At 60.8% G+C, this 21,326-nt stretch carries 23 protein-coding genes; 16 read left to right on the top strand and 7 right to left on the bottom strand.

From position 1 onward, the window contains the following. Positions 1 to 88: 88 nt before the first annotated feature. The 5 genes from ABE423_RS01965 (at position 89) to ABE423_RS01985 (ending at position 4,444) form a co-directional block, all read left to right on the top strand. Entirely contained in the window at positions 89 to 1,279 is a 1,191-nt protein-coding gene (locus ABE423_RS01965; protein WP_346484772.1) for an efflux RND transporter periplasmic adaptor subunit, read from the top strand. A gap of 2 nt (positions 1,280 to 1,281) precedes the next feature. After that, positions 1,282 to 3,240, top strand: a complete 1,959-nt coding sequence (locus tag ABE423_RS01970) for a MacB family efflux pump subunit (RefSeq protein ID WP_346484859.1) — start codon at positions 1,282 to 1,284, stop codon at positions 3,238 to 3,240. A gap of 90 nt (positions 3,241 to 3,330) precedes the next feature. Then, positions 3,331 to 3,726 (top strand): hypothetical protein, encoded by a 396-nt coding sequence (locus ABE423_RS01975; RefSeq protein ID WP_049398244.1) that lies wholly within the window; start codon positions 3,331 to 3,333, stop codon positions 3,724 to 3,726. A 27-nt stretch (positions 3,727 to 3,753) separates the two neighbouring features. After that, on the top strand, positions 3,754 to 4,131 hold the full coding sequence (locus tag ABE423_RS01980) for an EF-hand domain-containing protein (protein WP_346484774.1): 378 nt from the start codon (positions 3,754 to 3,756) through the stop codon (positions 4,129 to 4,131). Between the two features lie 115 nt (positions 4,132 to 4,246). Further along, positions 4,247 to 4,444 (top strand): hypothetical protein, encoded by a 198-nt coding sequence (locus ABE423_RS01985; protein WP_032128612.1) that lies wholly within the window; start codon positions 4,247 to 4,249, stop codon positions 4,442 to 4,444. 292 nt (positions 4,445 to 4,736) lie between these two features. Here ABE423_RS01985 and ABE423_RS01990 read toward each other — a convergent pair whose 3' ends face one another. Next, complete coding sequence (locus ABE423_RS01990) at positions 4,737 to 5,084, bottom strand: winged helix-turn-helix transcriptional regulator (protein WP_125893886.1); 348 nt, start codon at positions 5,082 to 5,084, stop codon at positions 4,737 to 4,739. A 101-nt stretch (positions 5,085 to 5,185) separates the two neighbouring features. On the opposite strand from ABE423_RS01990, the gene ABE423_RS01995 reads away from it, so the two are divergent. Together ABE423_RS01995 and ABE423_RS02000 are read left to right on the top strand one after the other, a co-directional pair. Continuing rightward, positions 5,186 to 6,175, top strand: coding sequence for an MDR family oxidoreductase (locus tag ABE423_RS01995; protein WP_329894071.1), 990 nt, complete (start codon positions 5,186 to 5,188; stop codon positions 6,173 to 6,175). A 128-nt stretch (positions 6,176 to 6,303) separates the two neighbouring features. Further along, a complete protein-coding gene (locus ABE423_RS02000; protein ID WP_049463018.1) occupies positions 6,304 to 6,624 on the top strand; it encodes a hypothetical protein in 321 nt (106 codons plus the stop codon). A 69-nt stretch (positions 6,625 to 6,693) separates the two neighbouring features. Here the strand turns inward: ABE423_RS02000 and ABE423_RS02005 are convergent, their stop codons facing one another. Next, positions 6,694 to 6,918, bottom strand: coding sequence for a hypothetical protein (locus tag ABE423_RS02005; protein ID WP_049463017.1), 225 nt, complete (start codon positions 6,916 to 6,918; stop codon positions 6,694 to 6,696). 163 nt (positions 6,919 to 7,081) lie between these two features. On the opposite strand from ABE423_RS02005, the gene ABE423_RS02010 reads away from it, so the two are divergent. After that, positions 7,082 to 9,835 carry a UvrD-helicase domain-containing protein gene (locus ABE423_RS02010; protein ID WP_346484776.1) on the top strand — a complete coding sequence of 918 codons (2,754 nt, stop codon included), beginning with the start codon at positions 7,082 to 7,084 and terminating at the stop codon, positions 9,833 to 9,835. A gap of 249 nt (positions 9,836 to 10,084) precedes the next feature. On the opposite strand, the gene ABE423_RS02015 is transcribed toward ABE423_RS02010, so the two are convergent. Beyond that, positions 10,085 to 11,338, bottom strand: a complete 1,254-nt coding sequence (locus tag ABE423_RS02015) for a hypothetical protein (protein ID WP_346484778.1) — start codon at positions 11,336 to 11,338, stop codon at positions 10,085 to 10,087. A 402-nt stretch (positions 11,339 to 11,740) separates the two neighbouring features. On the opposite strand from ABE423_RS02015, the gene ABE423_RS02020 reads away from it, so the two are divergent. Next, positions 11,741 to 12,886: an integrase arm-type DNA-binding domain-containing protein gene (locus ABE423_RS02020; protein ID WP_346484780.1), complete on the top strand. Its 1,146-nt coding sequence runs from the start codon at positions 11,741 to 11,743 to the stop codon at positions 12,884 to 12,886. 5 nt (positions 12,887 to 12,891) lie between these two features. After that, positions 12,892 to 13,446: a hypothetical protein gene (locus tag ABE423_RS02025; protein WP_346484782.1), complete on the top strand. Its 555-nt coding sequence runs from the start codon at positions 12,892 to 12,894 to the stop codon at positions 13,444 to 13,446. Between the two features lie 67 nt (positions 13,447 to 13,513). Here ABE423_RS02025 and ABE423_RS02030 read toward each other — a convergent pair whose 3' ends face one another. Continuing rightward, the gene (locus ABE423_RS02030; protein WP_346484784.1) at positions 13,514 to 14,008 is read right to left on the bottom strand and encodes a hypothetical protein; all 495 of its coding nucleotides are present in this window, start codon (positions 14,006 to 14,008) and stop codon (positions 13,514 to 13,516) included. 40 nt (positions 14,009 to 14,048) lie between these two features. Next, positions 14,049 to 14,630 carry a hypothetical protein gene (locus ABE423_RS02035; RefSeq protein ID WP_346484786.1) on the bottom strand — a complete coding sequence of 194 codons (582 nt, stop codon included), beginning with the start codon at positions 14,628 to 14,630 and terminating at the stop codon, positions 14,049 to 14,051. 152 nt (positions 14,631 to 14,782) lie between these two features. Here ABE423_RS02035 and ABE423_RS02040 point away from each other — a divergent pair, with 152 nt between their 5' ends. Beyond that, positions 14,783 to 14,998, top strand: a complete 216-nt coding sequence (locus ABE423_RS02040) for a hypothetical protein (RefSeq protein ID WP_346484788.1) — start codon at positions 14,783 to 14,785, stop codon at positions 14,996 to 14,998. A 74-nt stretch (positions 14,999 to 15,072) separates the two neighbouring features. Here ABE423_RS02040 and ABE423_RS02045 read toward each other — a convergent pair whose 3' ends face one another. Continuing rightward, complete coding sequence (locus ABE423_RS02045) at positions 15,073 to 16,887, bottom strand: AAA family ATPase (protein ID WP_346484790.1); 1,815 nt, start codon at positions 16,885 to 16,887, stop codon at positions 15,073 to 15,075. A 243-nt stretch (positions 16,888 to 17,130) separates the two neighbouring features. Here ABE423_RS02045 and ABE423_RS02050 point away from each other — a divergent pair, with 243 nt between their 5' ends. Continuing rightward, on the top strand, positions 17,131 to 17,796 hold the full coding sequence (locus ABE423_RS02050) for an SOS response-associated peptidase (protein ID WP_346484792.1): 666 nt from the start codon (positions 17,131 to 17,133) through the stop codon (positions 17,794 to 17,796). A 66-nt stretch (positions 17,797 to 17,862) separates the two neighbouring features. Here ABE423_RS02050 and ABE423_RS02055 read toward each other — a convergent pair whose 3' ends face one another. Beyond that, complete coding sequence (locus tag ABE423_RS02055) at positions 17,863 to 18,786, bottom strand: hypothetical protein (protein WP_346484793.1); 924 nt, start codon at positions 18,784 to 18,786, stop codon at positions 17,863 to 17,865. A 435-nt stretch (positions 18,787 to 19,221) separates the two neighbouring features. Between ABE423_RS02055 and ABE423_RS02060 the strand changes: the two genes are divergently transcribed. The 4 genes from ABE423_RS02060 (at position 19,222) to ABE423_RS02075 (ending at position 21,124) form a co-directional block, all read left to right on the top strand. Further along, positions 19,222 to 19,368, top strand: coding sequence for a hypothetical protein (locus ABE423_RS02060; RefSeq protein WP_262222446.1), 147 nt, complete (start codon positions 19,222 to 19,224; stop codon positions 19,366 to 19,368). A gap of 157 nt (positions 19,369 to 19,525) precedes the next feature. Further along, a complete protein-coding gene (locus ABE423_RS02065) occupies positions 19,526 to 20,014 on the top strand; it encodes a hypothetical protein (RefSeq protein WP_346484796.1) in 489 nt (162 codons plus the stop codon). A gap of 7 nt (positions 20,015 to 20,021) precedes the next feature. Further along, on the top strand, positions 20,022 to 20,414 hold the full coding sequence (locus tag ABE423_RS02070) for a hypothetical protein (protein ID WP_346484798.1): 393 nt from the start codon (positions 20,022 to 20,024) through the stop codon (positions 20,412 to 20,414). Further along, positions 20,411 to 21,124 carry a hypothetical protein gene (locus ABE423_RS02075; protein ID WP_346484800.1) on the top strand — a complete coding sequence of 238 codons (714 nt, stop codon included), beginning with the start codon at positions 20,411 to 20,413 and terminating at the stop codon, positions 21,122 to 21,124. The genes ABE423_RS02070 and ABE423_RS02075 overlap by 4 nt, the downstream gene beginning before the upstream one ends. The last annotated feature ends 202 nt before the right edge of the window (positions 21,125 to 21,326 follow it).

Genomic DNA, 21,326 nt, shown 5'->3' on the forward strand with positions numbered 1-21,326 from the left:
CGACGGCCAACCCCGTCTGCCACGCCAGACGTGTGTCTCTACTGCCGCGAGGACCCGCGATGACCTGTCTCTACTGGATGCTGCGACGATGAGCGCCGCACCACGCAAGCGCCGCCGCGCGCTCATGATTGCTACCGCCCTGCTGTGCAGCGCGCTGATTCTGTTTGCATGGTTGCGGCCCGCACCACCTCCGCAACTGCAGGTTGCGCCGGTCGTTCGCGGCAACATCGAACAGGTGGTGGAAGCCACTGGCACGCTGAAGCCCTCGCGGCTGGTCAGCGTGGGTGCGCAGGTCTCCGGCCGCATCGACACCCTGCATGTGAAACTGGGCGACAAAGTGAAAGCCGGCGATCCCATCGCCGATATCGATTCGCGTACTCAGCGCAATGCATTGCTGAGCGCGCAGGCCGCACAGCGCACCGCGCGCGCCAACCGCGATGCACTGGCCACCGACCTGCGCCAGTTCGAGTTGACACTGCATCGGCAGCAGCAACTGGCTGCCGTGCAACTGGTGGCCCGCGCCGACTTCGATGCAGCCCAGGCCAAGGTCGACGCCACCCGTGAACAGATCGCCGCGCTGGACGGTGAAGTTGCACGCCGACAGACCGACGTCGATGTCGCGCAGACCAATCTGGAGTACACCCGCATCACCGCCCCTACCGACGGCACCGTACTGGCCGTGGTCGCGCGCCAGGGGCAGACCGTGAATGCGGTGCAGAGCGCACCTACCATCGTGATGCTGGGCAATCAGGACGTGATGACGGTATACGCCGAGATCTCCGAGGCTGACGTCGTACACACCTCTGTTGGGCAGGAGGCGTTCTTCACCATTCTTGGTGATGCCGGTCGCCGCTACAGCAGCAGGCTTCGGGACATAGCACCAGCACCGGAATCGATCACCAACGAAGACAGTTCCAGCCTCGCCGCACCGGCGGTGTCGGGTGGCAGCCGCACGGCCATGTACTACAACGGCCAGTTCGACGTGGACAACGCCGATGGCCGCCTGCGCAGCTACATGACCGCGCAGGTTCGCATCGTGCTGGGCCGCGCCAACGATGTACTGACCATTCCCTCGGCCGCATTGGGTGCGCGCGCCGTCGATGGCAGCTACAGCGTGCAGGTCCGTGGTGCCGACGGCCGCGCCAGCACGCGGCGCATCACCACCGGGCTGGATGACCAGATCCAGGTGGAAGTACGCCACGGGCTGAGGGAAGGCGAACAGGTCGTGCTGGCGCAGGCCAACGACGAAGCCACCAGCGCACCCGCGCAACCCGAATGAGTATGACCATGACCGAGCCACTGCTGCGCGTTCGCGGCGTACGCCGTGAATTTGCCGCAGGCGAGCAGACACTGGTGGTACTCGACGGCATCGACCTGGATATTCACGCAGGTGAACTGGTGGCCATCGTAGGCCAATCCGGTTCGGGCAAGTCCACGCTGATGAACATCCTGGGTTGCCTGGATCGCCCTTCCGCTGGCGTCTATCAGATCGCCGGGCGCGAGACCGCGCAGATGTCGCCTGATGAACTGGCCGAACTACGCCGCGAGCACTTCGGCTTCATCTTCCAGCGCTACCACCTGCTGACCGATCTGACTGCACTGAGCAATGTGGAGGTGCCTGCGATCTACGCCGGCATGCCTGCCGAAGCACGCCATGCACGGGCAGCCACCCTGCTGTCGCGGCTGGGTCTGGGCGAGCGTATGCAGCATCTCCCTGGCGAGCTCTCGGGCGGCCAGCAGCAACGCGTTTCGATTGCGCGTGCGCTGATGAATGGTGGCGCGGTGATCTTCGCCGACGAACCCACAGGTGCGCTGGATACGCATTCCGGCAAAGAGGTGATGAAGATCCTCGGCGAGCTGCACGCGGAGGGTCATACCGTGGTGCTGGTCACGCATGACATGGCCGTGGCCGAGCATGCGCAGCGCATCATCGAAATCCGCGATGGGCGGATCGTGGATGATCGTGCAACCGGTACTGCTCTGGCAGCGGGCGTGGCGACGCCAGCCGTGCCCCAATCCGTGGGTAGCAGCGGCTGGCAGGTCTGGCGGGACCGGTTCGCTGAAGCCTTCCGCATGGCACTGCGCGCGATGAACGCCCACCGCATGCGCACCTTCCTGACCATGCTCGGAATCATCATCGGCATTGCTTCGGTCGTGGCGGTGGTAGCACTGGGCACCGGTGCACGGCAGGCCATCCTGTCCAACATCTCCTCGTTGGGTACCAACACGATCGAGATCTATCCCGGTTCCGGTTTTGGCGACCTGCACTCGGCGCGGGTGGAAACACTCACCCCCGGCGACAGCGTGGCCCTGGCCCGGCAGCCATTCGTGGACAGCGCCACCCCGGGTGTTGCCAGCAGCGGCACCGCCCTGCGCGGCAATCGCTCTGCCAGTGTGCAGGTGCAGGGCGTCAGCGAGCAGTACTTCCGCGTGCATGGCCTGAAGCTCGGCGAGGGCGCCTTCTTCGGTCCACCCGGCGTGGCCGGCTACCAGCAGGTGGTGGTGATCGACGCCAATACCCGCGCACGCTTCTTCGCCGCGACCGACAACCCGATCGGGCAGACCCTGCTGCTGGGCAATGTTCCGGTGCGCGTGGTGGGTGTGGTGAAGAAGGACGCCGGTGCGGCCGGTGATGCATCGCTGCTGCGGGTATGGCTGCCCTACACCACCGCAATGGCGCGCGTACTGGGGCAGAGCCACGTCTCCAGCATCACCGTGCGCGTCTCGGATGCGATCAGCATGGAAGCGGCTGAGCAGGCCATCGGGCGACTGCTGACTCGCCGCCACGGCAGCACCGATTTCTACATGAGCAACAACGCGCAGATCCGTAGATCCATTGAACAGACCACCGGCATCCTGACCATGATGATCAGCTCCATCGCTGCCATCGCACTGGTGGTGGGCGGAATCGGGGTCATGAACATCATGCTGGTCTCGGTGACCGAGCGAACCCGCGAGATCGGCGTGCGCATGGCGGTGGGCGCGCGACGCAGCGACATCCTGCAGCAGTTCCTGATCGAATCGGTGCTGGTCTGCCTGCTCGGTGGCGTGCTCGGCATCGGCGTGGCGCTGGCGCTGGGCGCGGTGATGGAGCTGGCCGATGCGGGCTTCAGCCTGGTGTTCTCCGTCAATTCGATTCTGGCTGCATTCGTGTGTTCCAGCCTGATCGGCGTTGGTTTCGGCTTCCTGCCGGCACGCCGTGCCGCACAGCTGGATCCTGTGGAGGCGCTGGTTCGATAGCCGCTGCAATTGCTCGCCCTGACGGCAGGTTCGCGCAATGTCTGCAGGGTGTACTACGGCTACCAACGATGTCCGCACAGGAGCTGGACGATGTTTCTGAAGACAGGAAGAACCGCGCTGATTCTGGCGGTCGCTGCGCAGCTGGTGTTGATGCCGTACGCCGGTGACGCCCATGCGCAGCGTGGCGACCGCTACAACCCGCAGTGGAACCAGGACTACCGCGATCGGGAGCGCGATGCATGGGAACGGCGCGAACGTGAGCGGAATCATGAGCGCGAACGCGAGCGCCGGCACGATGCCAAGACCGCCGGTGTCGTGGTGGGCGTGGTAGGTGCAGCGGTGGTGGCCGGCGTGATTGCCGCTGCCGCCAAACGCGAGCGTGAGACCCGCGAGCGCGCCGACTACTGCATGAACCGCTACGGCAACTACGACCGCCGCAACGACACCTATCGCGGCGCCGACGGCTACACCTATCCCTGCCGCTGACTTGTATCTCTCAAGGAAAAACCACCCATGACCAGGATCACTCTGTTGATCGCGCTGTGCGCTGCTCCGTTGCTGGCCCAGGCCTCACCGGCCGACCCGAAGCAGGCCTACATCGACGCCACATTCACCGCCATGGATGCCAACAACGACGGACGCGTTGACAAGGTCGAGTACGCGACATTTCAGCAGGAACGTTTCAGCAAGCAGGCCGATTCCATCGACGCCGCGTTTTCCGCGATGGACAGGAACAAAGACGGCAGGATCAGCAAGGAGGAAGCCAACGTGGTGCCGGAGATCGCGAAGTACTTCGCGGGCCTGGACACCGATGGTGATGGCTATCTGTCGCTGAAAGAGATGCAACAAGCCATGGTGGCCGCTCAGACTGCAGACGCGCCAACAAAGTAAATCCAGGGCGGGGCGCTGAAGATGGATACCCATCCGGGCGCGGTGCGGGTTGAATACACCCTCTTCCCACGTTAGCCTCCGAGGTGCCCAAGGAGGGCTATCAACGGAGTGAAGCATGAAGATTGGATTCAAGCTGTCTGTTGCTATTGCGGCTGCTGCACTGACCCTGGGAATCGGCAGTGCCTCCGCGCAGTCCCGCTGTACCCCGTGCTACACCGCGTACGAGGCCTGCCTCGCAGCGGGCAATGGCGAGAAGGTGTGCTACCCGGCTTTTGCCCGCTGCCTGCGGAACAGCGGCTGCACCATCCCGTAAGTCACGCACTGCCGTGATATGTGCTGGCCCCCATCCGGGGGCTGGCATTGGCTGCCAGGCATTGCCCCATGCTACTGATAAGGTTCCATACGCGATGGGCGGAGTGATTTCATCCCATCCGCATCGCGCTATTTTCGCGCGCCTGCACTTCGATATCCTGCTCGCCGCCCTTCACGAAGCGAGGCAGCGCCCCACATGCGCTGCCTCCTGCACTACCGCGATTGCTGTGGCCTCCGAAACGCTGCGGGGTGCGCGGGCCATGTCGACCACACTCGGCGCTACGCTTCAGACCTCAGCAGTCGCTGTCCGTGCTTCTATGGCCACGATAGGTTTCGCCCCACTCGCGCATGGCCAGCAGCACCGGCACCAGCGTGCGCCCGAATTCGGACAGCTCGTACTCGACCTTCGGTGGCACCTCTGCATAGACATGGCGGATCACCACCCCGTCAGCTTCCAGTTCCCGCAGTTGGCTGGTCAGCATGGACTGGGTGGCATTGGGCACCCGCCGCGTCAGCTCCATGAAGCGACGCTTGCCGGTCATCAGGTGGAAGAGGATGACAGGCTTCCACACGCCACCCATGACCGACAGCGTGACCTCCACGGCGCAACCGCTCTTGCCATCCCAACGCTTGCTACGCATGCATACTCCGGAAAACCATAGTACCTACGGAAAATCATCGTTCTTGTTGCAATAGCGGTGCGAGCCTAGCATGGCCCCATTCCTTGAATGTGAGCCCCTCCATGACGTTCAAAGCACTGCTCGCCCGCAAGACAAACAACCAGGTATCGACCGATCTGGTCGATTTTGATGAGGCCGATCTGATGGACGGCGACGTCCTGGTGCAGGTCGAGTACTCCACGCTCAACTACAAGGATGCGCTTGCCCTCACCGGCAAGAGCCCGGTCATCCGGACGTTCCCGCTCATTCCCGGCATCGATCTGGCAGGCGTGGTGCTGGAATCCAGCAGGGCCGACTTCAAGCCAGGCGACCGCGTTGTGCTCAATGGCTGGGGCCTGAGCATGAGTCACCACGGCGGCCTTGCACAGCGCGCCCGTGTGCGCGGCGAATGGCTCAACCGGATTCCCGGCAACCTGAGCACCCGCGACGCCATGGCCATCGGCACAGCGGGCTATACCGCCATGCTGTGCGTGCTGGCCCTGGAACATGCCGGCGTGACGCCCGACAAGGGCGATGTGCTGGTGACCGGCGCCAACGGCGGTGTCGGCTCGATTGCGGTGGCGATCCTTTCAAAGCTGGGCTATCGCGTGGTGGCCGCCACCGGGCGCCCGGAGCATGCTGAGTATCTGCACAACCTGGGTGCGAGCGAAATCATCGACCGCGCGCAGCTTTCGGAACCACGCGACCGGCCGGTGAGCGCCGAACGCTGGGCCGGCGTGGTGGATGTGGCCGGCGGCCCTACCCTCGTCAACGCCATCGCCGAGACCAAGTACCGCGGTGCCGTGGCCGCGTGCGGCCTGGCGCAGAGCGACGCGCTGCACGGCTCGGTGCTGCCTTTCATCCTGCGCAACGTGACCCTTGCGGGCGTGGATTCGGTGAATGCGCCGCAGGACGTCCGCCAGCGCGCGTGGGACCGGCTTGCCACCGACCTGGATCCGCAGAAGCTTGAAAGCACGGTGCAGCTGATTGGGCTTGCCGACGTGCTTGAGGTTTACGAGCAGATCATTCCGGGCAAGGTGCGTGGGCGGATAGTGGTGGATGTGAATGCCTGAGGAAGCCTCCCCAGCGGATTCCATCCGGCAACGAATGGTGAACATGCCGTGAAACCATGCGCGCAGCAATGGCCGCTTGCCACTGCTGCTCGCATACGCTCAGGTTTCCGCCGACTGTGGACACCGCCATGTCAATGACTGCACTCGCACTTGCGACCGCTCTTTCCGGCCTGCCCGACATTGCCTGGGAGCGCGAGCGCGGCGAAGACGCACACCAGCTGATGCTCTGCCAGATCCATCGCGATGAGCTGATGCAGGATGACGCGAAGAGCGATGCCTACCAGCGCGCCAAGGCTGTCTGCGATCTCCTGGCGCGTGAGTACAGGAACAAATGGGATTTCGATGCGCAGGAGGCATTGGCGGCATCGGCAGTGGATCTGGATGAGCTGATCAGGCGGGGAGACCTGGTTGAGGTGCCTCCAACAAGGCAGGACCGCGTCTACGAGTGATTCCGTGCCGGCAGGTGCTGGCACCTGGAGCTGCCGCAGGGCAACCAGGTCCAGTGCCGATCGGCGAGGCTAGCGGATGCGACTCCGCGCCAGTGCCAGGCGCCTGATCTCGTCTGGCAGAAACACGACGCCGTCCTCCATTTCGATGCGCATCTGCGAGGCATCACCTTCGTGCCCCTGCATTGCAGCGGTCACCAGAATCTTCAGTGCATCCGTGCGGATATCGTAGCCGCCGACGGTGTGCTTCAAGGTACCCACACTGTTCCAGTCGATTTCCATGATCGGCGTCCACATCCACAGGCTTCATGCTGGCAACGGCCTTCGCCCACGTCAATGAAACCGGTCGCACGGCCGACCATGAAGCGAAAGGCCACGCGCGTGGTCAAGGCCCCTTATCATGGAGGGGTAAGGGCTCTGCAAGCCCAGTTGACGTACGCAAGGCAGTATCTGGATGTCTATGGAATGGCGCCCCTCGGGCTGGGGCCTACGTGTGACCCGCTCGCCGAACTGGTGGCTGCGACTTGACGGCGAACATGTTGAGCTTTTGATTGAAGGTCGCCAGTACCGGCAACACGTGGCTGACGACGAGCGCATGCAGGTCATCCCTGGACTCTTCTGGGCCAAAGTCGTCTTGCAGACCCAGGGCGACGGCGTGCTGACCATGGATGGACTGTCCAACAGCCAGGCTTCCCGGCTTGCGGCAGCGCTGCAGCAGGTGCGCTTTACGGGTACCACGCGCGGGCGCAAGGCACTGTTCGACACGATTCTGGAGCAGATCCAGTCGTGGCTGGCCGAGGCAGATGCCCTCATCGACCGGGGCAGCACCGGCCGCCGCTGGATCACGCACGAACAACAGCAGGCACTGCTGGCCGGTCGCCCCGCCCTGCCGCTCCGGCCGCGCGAGCTGGAACAATTGTTCCTGGATGAGGATGTGCACGAGGACCTGCATTCGCCCAGCCACCGTGCAGCACTGGACGCCCTGCACGACTGGCAGCTGGACTGGCCCGCGGCGTGGGCCGACGCCAACGCAACCATGGCAGCGCGCGAACGGGTACTGGCCAAGGACTTCCTGGACCGGGTCGAGAGCAAGCCGCTGACCGACGAACAGGCCCGCGCCGTCATCTGTTTCGACAACCGCGTGCAGGTCGTCGCCTCCGCTGGCTCTGGCAAGACCTCCACCATGGTCGCCAAGGCCGCTTATGCCATTGATCGCGGCTTTGTCGAACCCGAACGGATCCTGATGCTCGCATTCAACAAGGACGCCGCCAGGGAGCTTGAAGAGCGCGCGCAGCAATGCTTCGACCGGCTCGGCATGGGCGACACCGTGGTTGAAGCCCGGACCTTCCACGCCCTCGGCCTGGCCATCGTCGCCAAGGCCACCGGACGCAAGCCCGACATCCCCGAATGGACCACTGACGCCACGCTGGGCTTCAACAAGCTGGCCGAACTGGTGGACGATCTGAAGGATCGCTCGACCCACTTCCGCACCCAGTGGGATATGTTCCGCCTGGTATTCGGGCGCGACCTGCCGCCATTCGGCGCGGAAATGGAGGCCGATGGCTACGACCGCGATGGCACGCCCTACATCCGTACCCTGCAGGGGGAACGGGTGAAGAGCCTGGAAGAGTGCGTCATCGCCGACTGGCTCTTCTACAACGGCGTGACGTACGACTACGAGCGACGCTACGAGTTCGACACCGCGACAGACACCCATCGCCAGTATCGCCCCGACTTCTATTACCCGGACGCCGGGCTGTATCACGAGCACTTTGCGCTGGATGCTGATGGTCAGCCGCCGAAGCACATTGCCAACTACAGCGAAGGGATGCACTGGAAGCGCCAGCAGCATGTGGCACGCGGCACGGCCCTTGTCGAGACGACATCCTTTGGCCTGCGCAGCGGGCATGCCCTGCTGGACCTCGCAGAGAAGCTTGGCGAGTGCGACATCGAGCTCGACCCGAATCCGGACCGCGAGCTCCCCGAGCAGGGCGCCAAGCCGATGCCGGACGCGGACCTGATCGGCTTGATGCGCACCTTCATTGCCCATGCCAAGAGCAACTGCCTGACGCTGGATGACATGGCCGCGCGCCTGCGGCAGATGCCCGAGGATCAGTTCAAGGAGCGACACCGTCGCTTCCTGGAAATCGCAGGGCCGGTTTTCCAAGCCTGGGACAACGCACTGGCTGAGGAGCGCGGCATCGACTTCGAGGACATGCTCAACATGGCGGCCGGGCTGCTGGAACAGGGCCGCTACGAATCGCCTTACGAGCTGGTGATGGCCGATGAATTCCAGGACGCTTCGCGCGCCCGCGCACGCCTCTGCCGTGCATTGGTCAGCCAACCGGGCCGCTATCTGTTTGCAGTGGGCGATGACTGGCAGTCGATCAACCGCTTCGCCGGGGCCGACGTTTCGGTGATGACCGGATTCCGCGAGTGGATGGGCCATGGCCAGGTGCTGAAACTGGAACAGACGTTCCGCTGCCCACAGGCGCTCTGCGATGTGTCCAGCCGCTTCATCAGCCGCAACCCCGCGCAGATCGCCAAATCAGTTCGCTCAGCTGCAACGGCCATGGGCCCGGTGCTGCAGGCGTTCCAGATGAATCGGCGTGAGGAGGTGCAGGATGGCGTTCGCCAGTACCTCGCCAAGCTGCATCAGCAGTTGTTGTCCGGGGCGGTGCCGCAAGGGCGCAACGGACGCGTGACGGTCTTCATCCTGGGGCGCTACCGCGCCGATCGCAGCGCGATGCCTTCGGATTGGAAGACAGCCTTCGGCAGCACGATGGAGGTCGAATTCCTGACCGCACATCGATCGAAGGGGCGCGAAGCGGACTACGTGATCCTGCCGGGCATGATCAACCGCAGCTTCCCGAGCCTGCGCGCGGATGACCCGGTGCTTTCCCTGGCAATGCCGGATGGGGATACCTACCCACTGAGCGAAGAACGGCGGTTGTTCTATGTCGCGCTGACGCGGGCGCGACGGTCGGTGGCCATGTTCACCCTGCAGGGGAAGCGCTCGCCGTTCCTGGACGAGCTGGTGAAGGACGGGGCAGTGAAAGTGACCGCAATTTCAGGCGCGGCCATCAATGAAGAACGCTGCCCAGTGTGCAAGGTGGGCGTGTTTGTGGACCGCAATGGGCCGCATGGGGCTTTCCGGTCGTGCTCCAGTTACCCGTTGTGCCACAACAAGCCGAAGGTTGGGCGACGCGGGTAAGTGCGTTCAGCTGAACCCATATGCGCCCATACCAAGCCGTGCAAGCTGGCCTGATGGTTCGATGGCTGCACAGCAGCTGCGGAGGCAGAAAAAAGGCCCCTGTTCCCAGGGGCCATTTCATGATTCTGGCGGAGAGAACGCTGGCCATGTAGCCGACGTCGCTGATACCAGCAACGTCGCCAGCTGCACATACCGTATGGAGCTCAATACACGGCTCAACCATTCAGAGAAGCTTGTTGAGGTCAGTCTCTAGTTGGGCTGGAACCCCCAAGCCCTGACGCGACTGAACGGCATTCCGGTGAGCGACTTGCACTCGCCCGGTAGCGGCGTGTCCGAGCGCGCAGATTTGACAATGCCATAACCGGTGTCCTGGAAGAACATTGCAGCACCGCTGTCGCCACCACCGCACGCGAGCGAGCTTCCCTCTACCTTGAACCAGACCTCATCGCACTGCATAGACTCGGTGGGCCCACAAATGTTTCCAGGACTATGCTTAACCGACGTGACTATTCCACAGCTATATCCGCTACGCGAACCACGGAAGCAGATGGTACCGTCTTTCGCTGGAACATTGTAAACGTTCGAAATAAAGCGCGTGGACACGGTTGACGACGCGTACGTCTCCAGCAAAGGAATGTGCGGAGATGGAATTCGATGCCACTGCACATCGGTTTGCGCATCGTTCCTTTGATCCTGGAATATCAAGGGGAACGTAACCAAGGTCCCGTTCTGGCTACTCCCATAGTTGCCATAGATGACGTCGTCGGGGCAATGCGCCGCCGTTATGATTCCCTTTAGACCTGTAGCCGTGTGCTTCACCGTAAATCCGGTGGTGCAGTATGAATTGTTTGACTGCAGTACGGCTCCGCCGATTGCATATATGGAATTGCTTTCAGGAACGTCCGATGTCTTGAAACGGAGCTTTACGCGATAGGCACGTTCGAGCTTGGACAGGATTCCCATATATTTCTGGGCGTCCTGTTCATCCCCACGTATTCTGACCTCAGCCTCGTTATCTCCCGCATATCCGGTCAATCCAACGAAACCCGGGATAGCTGACTGTGCTGCCAGCCGAATTTCCTTCAGTTGCTTGGTGAACTCCTCCTCCGTGAAGAGGTGCCCAGTGGAGAACTCGACACGCGCTTTACCAGCCGCCGTCGTCCATTGCCGCCCTGCAACAGCACCATCTCCCTTGAGCTTCACCGAAACATGAAAGTCAGGCGACTGCTCAATGCTGATTTCCGTCAAGCGCCCGGCGTACTCTCGACGAATGTCCTGGATGCTGGGCGCCACTGCCGCCTCCAGCTGAATCCGTCTGATTGCCTCATCAACCGATAGAGACTTGACTCTGGAAAGGAGGGAGCTGACTGCAACCGCAGTCTCCTCATCCAATCCCTTCAGTTTCTCACTTTCAGAAACATCCTTCTGAGCAAGTGCAGTGGTGGACACAACACTCCCCAAGAGGAGCCCGAACACACTCACGTAAATAGCGCCTGTTTTCACCTAGCCTCCTCCAATGAATGCTGTAGGAATCCTGCGCAGCCTGCTGCAGACTGAGCATGAGTGTACGACGTGATTACGATTGCTATTGAGTAGAGTGTTCCATTTCCAACCGTCAGTGTGTTGTCTTGGCAGCATGCGTGCTCTGCACGACTGCCGCCCCTCCCTGGAACTAAGTAGCTGAATTGATGAACTGACGGGCAGCAAGGCGGAAAAAACAAAAAAGCCCCTGTTTCCAGGGGCTCTTTGAAACAACTGGCGGAGAGAGTGGCCGATTTTACACTCTCACAATCTCTCAGGGAGTCCAGAAACCTAGGCGTATCAACGCCTGAGACTCCACACCCATACCATCGAGTCTCGCGGAATCCGGACCCCAAACATGGGGCGAACTGTGGGGCATTACTGATGGCAAGACCGACCAATCGACTTAGCGCGCGCGCCGTGCAGACCACGACCAAGGCAGGCTATCACGCAGATGGCGGCGGCCTGTACTTGCTGGTCGGACCAACCGGTTCAAAGTCCTGGGTGCTGCGCTACCAGCGCGGTGGCAGGCGTCGGGAAATGGGGCTCGGCCCCACGCAACTGGTCAGCCTGCAGGAGGCTCGGGTATCTGCGCTGCAGCACCGCCGGCAGTTGCTGGCCGGGGAGGACCCAATCGAGGCCCGCCGGGTGAGTCGCTCGGCCGGCACCACCTTTGGCGACGCAGCAGATGCCTATATCGCCTCCCACCGCGCTGGCTGGAAGAACGAGGCCCAGGCCGAGCAGTGGGAGCAATCCTTACGGACCTACGGACCGGCGCGAGATACGCCAGTTGGGAACGTCGATACTCACCTGATCATGGCATGCCTGCGCCCCATCTGGACCGAAAAGACGGTGACAGCCACGCGCGTGCGCGGACGTATCGAGCGCGTGCTTGACTGGGCGAAGGTCCACGGGCACCGCGACGGAGACAACCCGGCGCGCTGGCGCGGCCATCTGGAGAACCTGCTTCCCAAGGCCACCAAGGTGACCAAGCCCAAGCACCATGACGCAATGCCCTACGCGGATGTGCCAGCCTTCATGGCGACCCTTGCCGAGCGAGAGGCGCGCAGCCGACGGGCGCTGCAGTTCGTCATCCTGACCGCTGCACGGACGGCCGAGGTAACCGGAGCGGATTGGCCGGAATTCGATCTGGAACACCGGCTGTGGACCATCCCGGCAAGCAGGATGAAGGGCGGCCGGGAACACATCGTGCCACTGACCGACGCAGCCTTGGCAATCCTGGAGCACTTATCCCGCAAGGAGCCACCGTTCGCATTGGCTGAGAATGCGATGCTCTACCTAGTGCAGAAGCCAGCGCCGAAAGGCTTGGGGCTGCCATTCACCGTGCACGGTTTCCGGTCCAGCTTCCGCGACTGGGCAGCCGAGACGACGGACTATGCAAACGAGGTGGTGGAGATGGCGATGGCACACGCCATCAAGAACAAGGCGGAGGCGGCATATCGGCGAGGGCAGCTTCTGGACAAGCGTCGCCCCCTAATGGATGCTTGGGCGAATTTTCTTCAGGGATGATGACCATGATTGCCAAGACGATTGTGTTTGCGGAACCAGCTGCCAGTTCAGCCGGACAATCGGCATCAGAGATCGTGGCGATCTGTTCGCTCGTTGTTGCGCTACTCGCCCTTGGATTCTCAATCGCATTTGCTGAGGTTCAAAGACGTCACAACATAAGAGTAGCGCGCCCACACATGGACATTGAGCTGGGCGTTCTCTCTTACGTTCTAAGGGTAACCAATCATGGCCCTGGCGTCGCGCGTCTTGTCGCCTTCAGTGCCACAACGGAAGGTGGGACCTTCAACCTTTTGGATCCATCCCAATTCTATGAATTCTGTGATTGGCTAATGCAGGACCCGGTAGAGCAAATTTCTATCGAGAGAAACGCGTTGGCAATTGGCAGCTACATCGCACCAGGCCTCTCAATTGACACCATCAATCTAACCAAGAAGCTGGGGGCTGCTGACATGAGCCGACTTGATGAAAAAACTAACTCGATTGAGTTCAACATTTCCGTGTCCAGCCTGTATGACAAAATCTATACGGACTATCACGCGCCCATTCGCGTTCCAAAATAAATAGCACAAGCGCATTTGATCAACCAGGCTGATTCCGTTGATACAGCCACGCCTGTCAGTTTTCGGCTTAGCGACGCCCCAGCTGCAGCCCCGCCCTCATCCATATCTTCATCGGATCCTTCGCTCTGGGCTTCGTCTCTGCCGGCGGCTTGCGCGGCTCCAGCGCCGCTTTGATCCGCTCGATCTCCTTCGCTCCTGCCTCGGCCAAGCGCCGGGCCTGTTGCTGCTGCTCACGGGTCGGCGGCAGCCCGGGCAATGGCGGCTCCGGCTGGATCGGGGTGCTGTCGGTCAGCCGTGCGACGGCTTGGCGCAGGGGCAGATCGGCATAGAGCCTGGCCGCACACCAGCGCTCGGCGTACCGCTTCGCCTGCCGAACATTGGCGGCGCGCACGTCCTTCACCTGCCACATCTTCTGGCCTTCCATCCATAGCCGGACCCCAGGACCGCCATCTGGCGTGACGCTGGCCGTCTCGCGGCCCTTGTACCAGAGCGCCCAGCGCTCACCGGTCTGGACCCAGCCAGAGGGGATCGGGGCGGTGCGGAAGCCGTGGGAAGAGCGCATAGCCGGAGGATACGGCTCCGCGTCTCAGAGGCAGAGAAAGCTACCTTAACGTTTCAGGCGCTGCCAAACGCTCGAACTTCTCTCGCAACCACTTGCCCTTTCGGCCCAGCCGTTTGGCAGCCAAGGCTATGGCATCCGCTCCGAAGTTCTCGATCGCGGTCAGCAACCCAAGCATTTCCACATACAACTTCACTGCGTGTTCTGGGTCATCCGCCGAGACCATGCATCTTGGACTATCGAAGTCGTACTCGAACAGGCGATCCAGGTCTGCTTTCAGGCCATCGACAGCAATCACAAAGCACGTTACCAGCCCGGTTAGCTCACCGTCCCCCAAGGCCCCTTGTGCGAGAGCAGCACGGCACGAGGGGATCGTCTCCTTCGGCAATAAAATGGTGAGCCGCACGACCCTTCCTTGCATGGCCTGCTCGATGCAGTCTTCGACGTCCTTTGCCCAACCTCGAGCCCGCGCGATATCGAGCCCTGCAGCGATCTCTGCTCCGACAGACAGCATTGTCGCCCTTCTTACCCGTCGATTTCTAAGCATCTCCTGCCCAGTGGTCGCTGCGAACGTAATCGCGCCGCCAACTAGTGTTGAGATGATGACCTTCCAATCGAGGTCCATGCCTTTATCCCTTTGGCTTCAAGCAATAGTCTCACATGGCGAAGCTCGGCAGGCCTACCGGAACGGCGCTGAGTCCAAGCGCACGGCCATCGTCTCAACTGGCGCGATTGCACTTCGCTACGGTGTGGATTCCCACGCCCCTGGAACAGACAATGAGCGACGAAACCTTAGTGAACGGCAGATTTGTTGGCGACGATACGGCCTCAACACTGACCCTTTCTGTGGCCGGCGACGTTGAAGTGACGGTGATTCTGAACAAGCCAGGAAATCGGGGAAGCCAGTGTGAGATCCGACGCGAGGCAGCGATCAAGGCAGTGGAACTGCTGCTGTTCGAAGTCAATCACGGGCCGGTTAGACCGTATCCTTAGAGGATCTAAGGACGCTGGGCGCCTGATTTGGCATGGTCGAGCAAGGCTCGACCCCTCAGCGAATTGGGCCACGATCAAATTTGCTCCAATGCCAACGTTGCATTTGCCAACTGCTGGGCCCATAGCCCGTGCAGCAAACCATTGGCATAGGACTTCTCAGCCACCCTCAGCTTGACTATATTCCGGATCGCCAAATTTCTAATAGCTTCAACCGCCGCCCGCCGACTGCCCGCCGTAACCCTCTGAAATAGGTGCTTAGAGACCAAGTGGGCAGTCAGTCGCCCATCACGATCGTCACTTGCCCTGAAATTTCCAGCCGCTCTATCATCGGCAGTTATGGCAAAAAACTCCATCAGCTCATTCGTATTCATGAGAAGAAAACCGTTCTGATGAGCCATCTCACCCACGGGTATTCGCTGATCTTCGACAATCAATACGTATCCACCCGACTTAAGAATTCTCGAAATGAGGCCGGAGGGAGAAAAAAGCCGCAACCAATCTTCGACAGGAACCTCATGGAGCACGTTTGTCATTACGACGCAGTCGGCCCAAGATGCCCCCCTTGACGCTATTAGTGCTTCATCATCGTTGAAATACCTACCCTCTGAAGATCCATACTTTCGCTTAATCGCATCCTGGCAAACGGCGGCGTCGTCCGAACATGGATCGAATGCGATGTAATCGAAGAGCGTCCCCTCATCATCGTCTGACGCCAGAGCTTCAACTAAGCGACCTTTCCCCGCCCCAAAATCGACGACCTTCAGGGCGTCCGACCCCCTAAGATCATTCAGCGATCTACGTATTTGTTGCAGCTGAGAATCCGCCTGGCCGGTATATACCACCTCCGGGGGAAGCAGGCATTGATATGCATAATTATTTGATGCCAAATGGTATGGGAGACTCAGAAATGAAGTCAGATGGCCAATATTCTCGTCATTACCGAGAAGGCTCTTGATCACATCCTCTGCCTTGCGGCCTGCAAACTCGGCTTTGCCATCGTCGACACCCCAAATGGCACTTGGCTGTATGGAGTTGATGTACGCCAAAAGTGGGATGGAGTGAGTAGCAATCCAAATCTGAACGTCTGGAGCGTTCTTACGAATGCGCGACAAGAGGTGTACTAGCGCAGCAGGATGCAGATGATTCTCGGGCTCATCCAAGACAAGGACAGACGGCCCAAGTTCGTCAGCTTGAGCGTGAAGCGCCGCTATGAGCTGAAGCGCAATCTTCTGCCCCGAAGACAATTCGGCGCGTGCGATGTTCTTTCCGTACATCGTAAGCGTTCCGTCCAATCCTCGCTCCAAGCGCTGGCCAAAGAACTGCTCCACCGCTTCGTTCAAAGATTCATAGCGCTCAATGGCTCGATCAATGTCCGCCTGTTGATGCGTTGAATGTTGATGTGTAGCTTCTCGCCACTCGTCCTGAAGTTTGGCAATGTATGCCAACACACTCGAGTTCCAATGAGTGGCATCACCTTGTTTAAGGTTGGAGGCGTGCGTCTCGCGCGTGCTCCTCGCCATATCGTCAGGATTTGCCAGATCACCTGAGGATGGAAGAAAACGCACTGCGTGGCCGTGGAGGCCATCCGACACCACTCCCCCCACGTCAGACAGCAGGATTTCCAGCTGCTCTATATTTTGTGTAATCTCCGGACGAGCGCGATAGGTCGGCGACTGACTTCTCATACCCTCGAGCTGCGCTTTGTATTTTTCCTTGTCCACCGACTTAGCAAAGTTAATAACTTCAGAAACATAACGCAGCAACCTAGATTTGCCGCTACCATTCTTCCCAGCAAAGACCACGTAAGAACCTAAACGGTACAAAGTCTGCTCAGGCAAACCCAGTGCTGCTGCGCGCGAGCCATGTACTCTAATGCTTGTAATTGCCACGTCTGCATCCCTGCGTTCGAATTGGGTCGGCGGATGATAGCAGCAGTTGCGCGTCATGCAGATTGGGGCGTCGCCTCTCCCTGCACCGCACAGCACCCAGATCCGACAAACTGCTGAACGTTCTAGCTCTACGGCGAGGGGCAGTTGCTTACGGTAGAGCCGGCGGCGAATAAGCAATCGCGCCACTCGATCTGAGCAAGTCGTATACGCGCTTCGAACGGTTAGCCGACCTATCATTATTGTATGTGCGGCCGATTCGTCCAGCTCCCCGTTGTCGACTTCGGCCAGCCCGGGCTGGCTGACCTTGCCCTTGGTCTGGCCGAGATCCAGCCCAGCTACAACCTGGCGCCGACGCAGCGCGCCTCGGTGATCCTGGATCGCGGCGACGGCCGGCAGGTGACCCGGCTGGCTTGGGGCCAGCTGCCGTTTTGGGCCAAGGCCAAGGGACTGCAGGGCTCGACCATTAACGCCCGCATCGAAACGGTCGCCACAAAGCCCGCCTTCCGGGCGGCGTTCAAGAAGCGCCGGTGTGTCATCCCAATGGCCGGCTATTACGAGTGGTCGGTGAGCCCGATCGACGAAAAGAAAGACCCGTGGTTCATCCACGCCACCGGGACGCTGCTGGCCGCCGGCCTGTGGGAGGACGCCAACCCCCTGCTGCCCGACGGCAACCTGGGCACCTTCACCATCATCACTGGCGACAGCAGCGGCGTGTCGGCCGACATCCACGACCGCATGCCGGTGTGGCTGCAGGCCGGCCAGATCGATGAGTGGATGACGGCCAGCCCAGACGTCGCCATGGCGATGCTGCTGGCCAGCGAGACGCCGGCGATGGATGCCTACCGCGTGAGCCGAGCGGTTAACACCCCTCGTAACAACACCGAGGGACTGTTGGAACCTGTCGCATGAACCAAAGATCAGCAAGGTCTGATTCCACCCCCTTAGGCTCGACCAGTGCATCTCAACCGAAGTGAGTCAAGCGCCTGCCGAATCCCCGCTGGGGACGGAAACTTGTTTTTTTGCGAACGCCTTTCTTGCTCTCAGCTTCCTCCAGCGAGCATAGAAATTTCCAAGCACATAGAACTCCCACATAGATGGCTGGCGCAATTCTATAGCGTCTCGATCGAAGAGCCCGAACTGCGAATGCTTGAAACTTCTCCATGCGCCAACATCCGCAATTTCGATCCTTAAATCACCGAAAGCACCATTTCTCCTCTCCTCCTCAAGAAACAATGAAAGAGCATCGCTCGTCATGAGCGACTCCGGAGTGAGCTGAACACCCTCAAATATCTGATATCTATATGAGCTTTTCTGCAAAAGAACTACACGAGGATTTTCACCGCCTTCGGAAGTAAACTTGACGAGGTAATCGACCTGATCACCCACCGCCCTCCCTTCAAACTCTGTACGCGATGGATAAATTCCTCTTACAAGCGCATTGGAAAGCGATGCAACAAATGGCGTCCATTTTGGTATGACGCGAGGAACGACGTATCTACCACTTGATGTCGAACAAACAAGACGCTTTTTGACTTTTTTATCGGCCAGCATACGATTAACGCGATACCGAGAAAGGTTATTCGAATAGCACTCAACTGGCCCAAATTCCTTTTTGAATGACTCGAATGCCTTTAGAATAAGAGGCGATGATTCAAAGTCAATCAACTGAAGATAATGTGAGCGCCCAATCTGTAGATATATTGCAAAAATTGTTACCGACCGATCCTTAGCATTTTCGATCAGAATTTCACTTATGTATTTTTCGCTAGACTCGACACTAGCAGTCACGCTATACGCACCCCTGATATCCAATCCACCCTTTCTCAGGTAGTTTTTATATGCAATCCATATTGCGATCATTGCAATGAGCATAGACGGCAACGGGAGCGAAACATCCATAAAACAAATCTCCATCAATGAATACTAAAATGAACTCATTCGCGCATATAATAATTGTAGAACAGCAGCACAGTACACTAACTTTACCAAACCCATGCCACGACAGATAAATCAGGTTGCGGACTTGAGTCAAGCCCAAAAAGCCGATGAAATGCCACTGCCATTTGTTATTTAGCAGCTACAAGAGAATAGCCTGGCTGTCGTCCCAGCTCTTGATGATCAGCTCTCCAAACTTCTTCCCTCTCCCCTGAGGGGCTGACCATGCGACAGACCTCTCGCCCGCTCCCCGACTCCGTGCCGCTGTGTGGACCCGGCCATCGGCCTCACGTCGTGGTGACTGAAGGCGCCCCGACCGGCCATCGCCTGGGCGCCCCGTGCCCGCCGCTGCTACACATCGAGTGCCATCGGTGTGGCCTTGCCTCGCGACCGGTACCGATGGAAAAGGCCGCGCTGGCTGAGCTGCGCTGGACTGATCCAAGCCTCGCTCACCTGCGTATCCCGATCTCCCTGCTCGCCCGCCATCGGGGCGAAGTCCTGGCCGAGATCGCTGCCGCTTCCCCTTCCACGCCCATCGCCGCCTGACCAGGAGAACTGCCCATGGCCGCTCCACTGGGCACAGCAGCTACCCGTTGGATAACACGCTGGTCCTGACCGAGAACCCCGACGCTGTCGCCGACAGCTCGTCCCAGGTGATGCATCTCGGTTGGGCCATGCGCGAACTGCTTGCGGAGGCCCACGCATGAGCGCCCGTCCACAGCAGACCGGCCGAGCTGCCGAAGTGCGCAGGGTCCTGTCCATGTTCCCGCAAGGCGCCACGGTCGAGCAGATTAAGACCGCTGGCCGCATCAACAGCACCCACCAGGCCATCGGCTACACGCTGAAGGGGCTGGCGCGCAGCGGCCAGGCCATCTGCCACCGCTCCGGCGTGCGTGGCATCTGGCGCCTCTCCAGCCACACGCAACATGCGATCGCCCCGCTGCGCGCGGCACCTGCCCGGGTGCAGCCGACCTGCACGCCAGGTCCGCTTACAGGCGTCAGTGACGCGGCGACCACGATCCGACACCAGGAACTCGACCGGCAGCAGCTGGCCGACGACCTGGACGCTTTCCTCGCAGCGGGCGGGCAGATCGAGGTGCTGGGGCACACCCCACTTCGCCCGCTGATGAGCCGTCACTCCGCCAACCACGGCAGCTATGCAGAGCGCATGGCCGCCCTTGACATCGACTGAGGCACACATGAGCAGCGATTCGCACGCAGCGACCGTCACTGAACCCGGCAGGCCCGGCAGTACCTATTCCGACGGCCCGGCATCGCATGCATTCGGCGTCAGCCGCGCCGCCTACCACGTGGTGCCGCGACGCACCCTGCAGTCGATGCCGGTCGAATGGCAGGCGCGCTTTGTCGCGCTGATGGAAGAGGCACGCGAAGCGCTGCCCGATGAGGCGTTCCCTGAGTACCAGGTGATTCGCATCGAAGGCGGCAAGTTCGCTTCGGACCCGAACCGACGATATCGCCGCGCCGCCCCCTTCCCCCTTTGCACCGCTGGCGCCGAGCAGGCGTCCCAGGTAGCGCCGCTCGCTGGCGCGTTCGTCAACACCGACACCCAATTCGAGCAGGCCCGCCGATGACCGAGAAACTTGTCACTCTCCCCACGAACTGCCCCATTCTGCGCGACGCATTCGAAACGATCAGTGCGATCGCTGTCGAGGCTGTGTGGCTGCCCAACCAGGCGAAGGCCATCACCCTCGGGCAGGCCCAGACCGCGCTGCGGGATCTGCACCACCGCCTTCCGCGCTTGCAGGATCTGCGCGTGTTCGAAGCCGCCGTAACCGCCTATATCTCGACTCTGCGCAGCAGCATGCAGGACGGCGACACACCGCTCTGCGATACCACCCGCGCCCGGCTGGCGCAGGCGACCGAACTGCTGGAACTCGTTAGGAATCAGACCCGGACCGTCGTCGATCCGGCGGACCCTTGGCGCGGTCTGTACCACCCGAGTCGGCTCCCAGCGCGCAATGCCGACGGCGAGATACTGTGCCATCCGGACGTGCCGGCGTGGGCAGACGGTCGCGAGACATCGCTGCGACCGTTGTTCCTTGCGCAGGGCTTCGACCTGGTCGTGGTTGAGGGCGAGTTCGCCGAGGAAGGCATTGGATCGGGCGTTTACAACTCCGCACAGGAACTTCACGACTGGCACCCGGAGGCACCCGGCAAGGACTGGCGTCTGGTGTGGCTGGGCGAGACCGAGGACGGCCTCGCTGCCTGGTTCGTGCGACCGCTGGCAATCGCCGCAATGAACAGACCGCCCCTTGCCCCCTACCAGTCGGACGCAACCTAATGGGCTCCACGCTAAGCGAGCGACACCTCTGGTCCCACGCTCGGGCTGGCAGGGCAAAGGCCGCGCGTTTACGCACGCGCCGTCGAAGGCAAGAGCTACACCATGCGCCAGACCACCGACGAGTTGGGCGTGTCCATGACGACTGCCGACACGCGGCTAAAGTGCGGCCCGTATTCGGTGACCTGGGCGAATCTCAGCAAAT

It is taken from the genome of Stenotrophomonas sp. TWI1409, assembly GCF_039673015.1.
GTDB classification, from domain to species: domain Bacteria; phylum Pseudomonadota; class Gammaproteobacteria; order Xanthomonadales; family Xanthomonadaceae; genus Stenotrophomonas; species Stenotrophomonas maltophilia_A.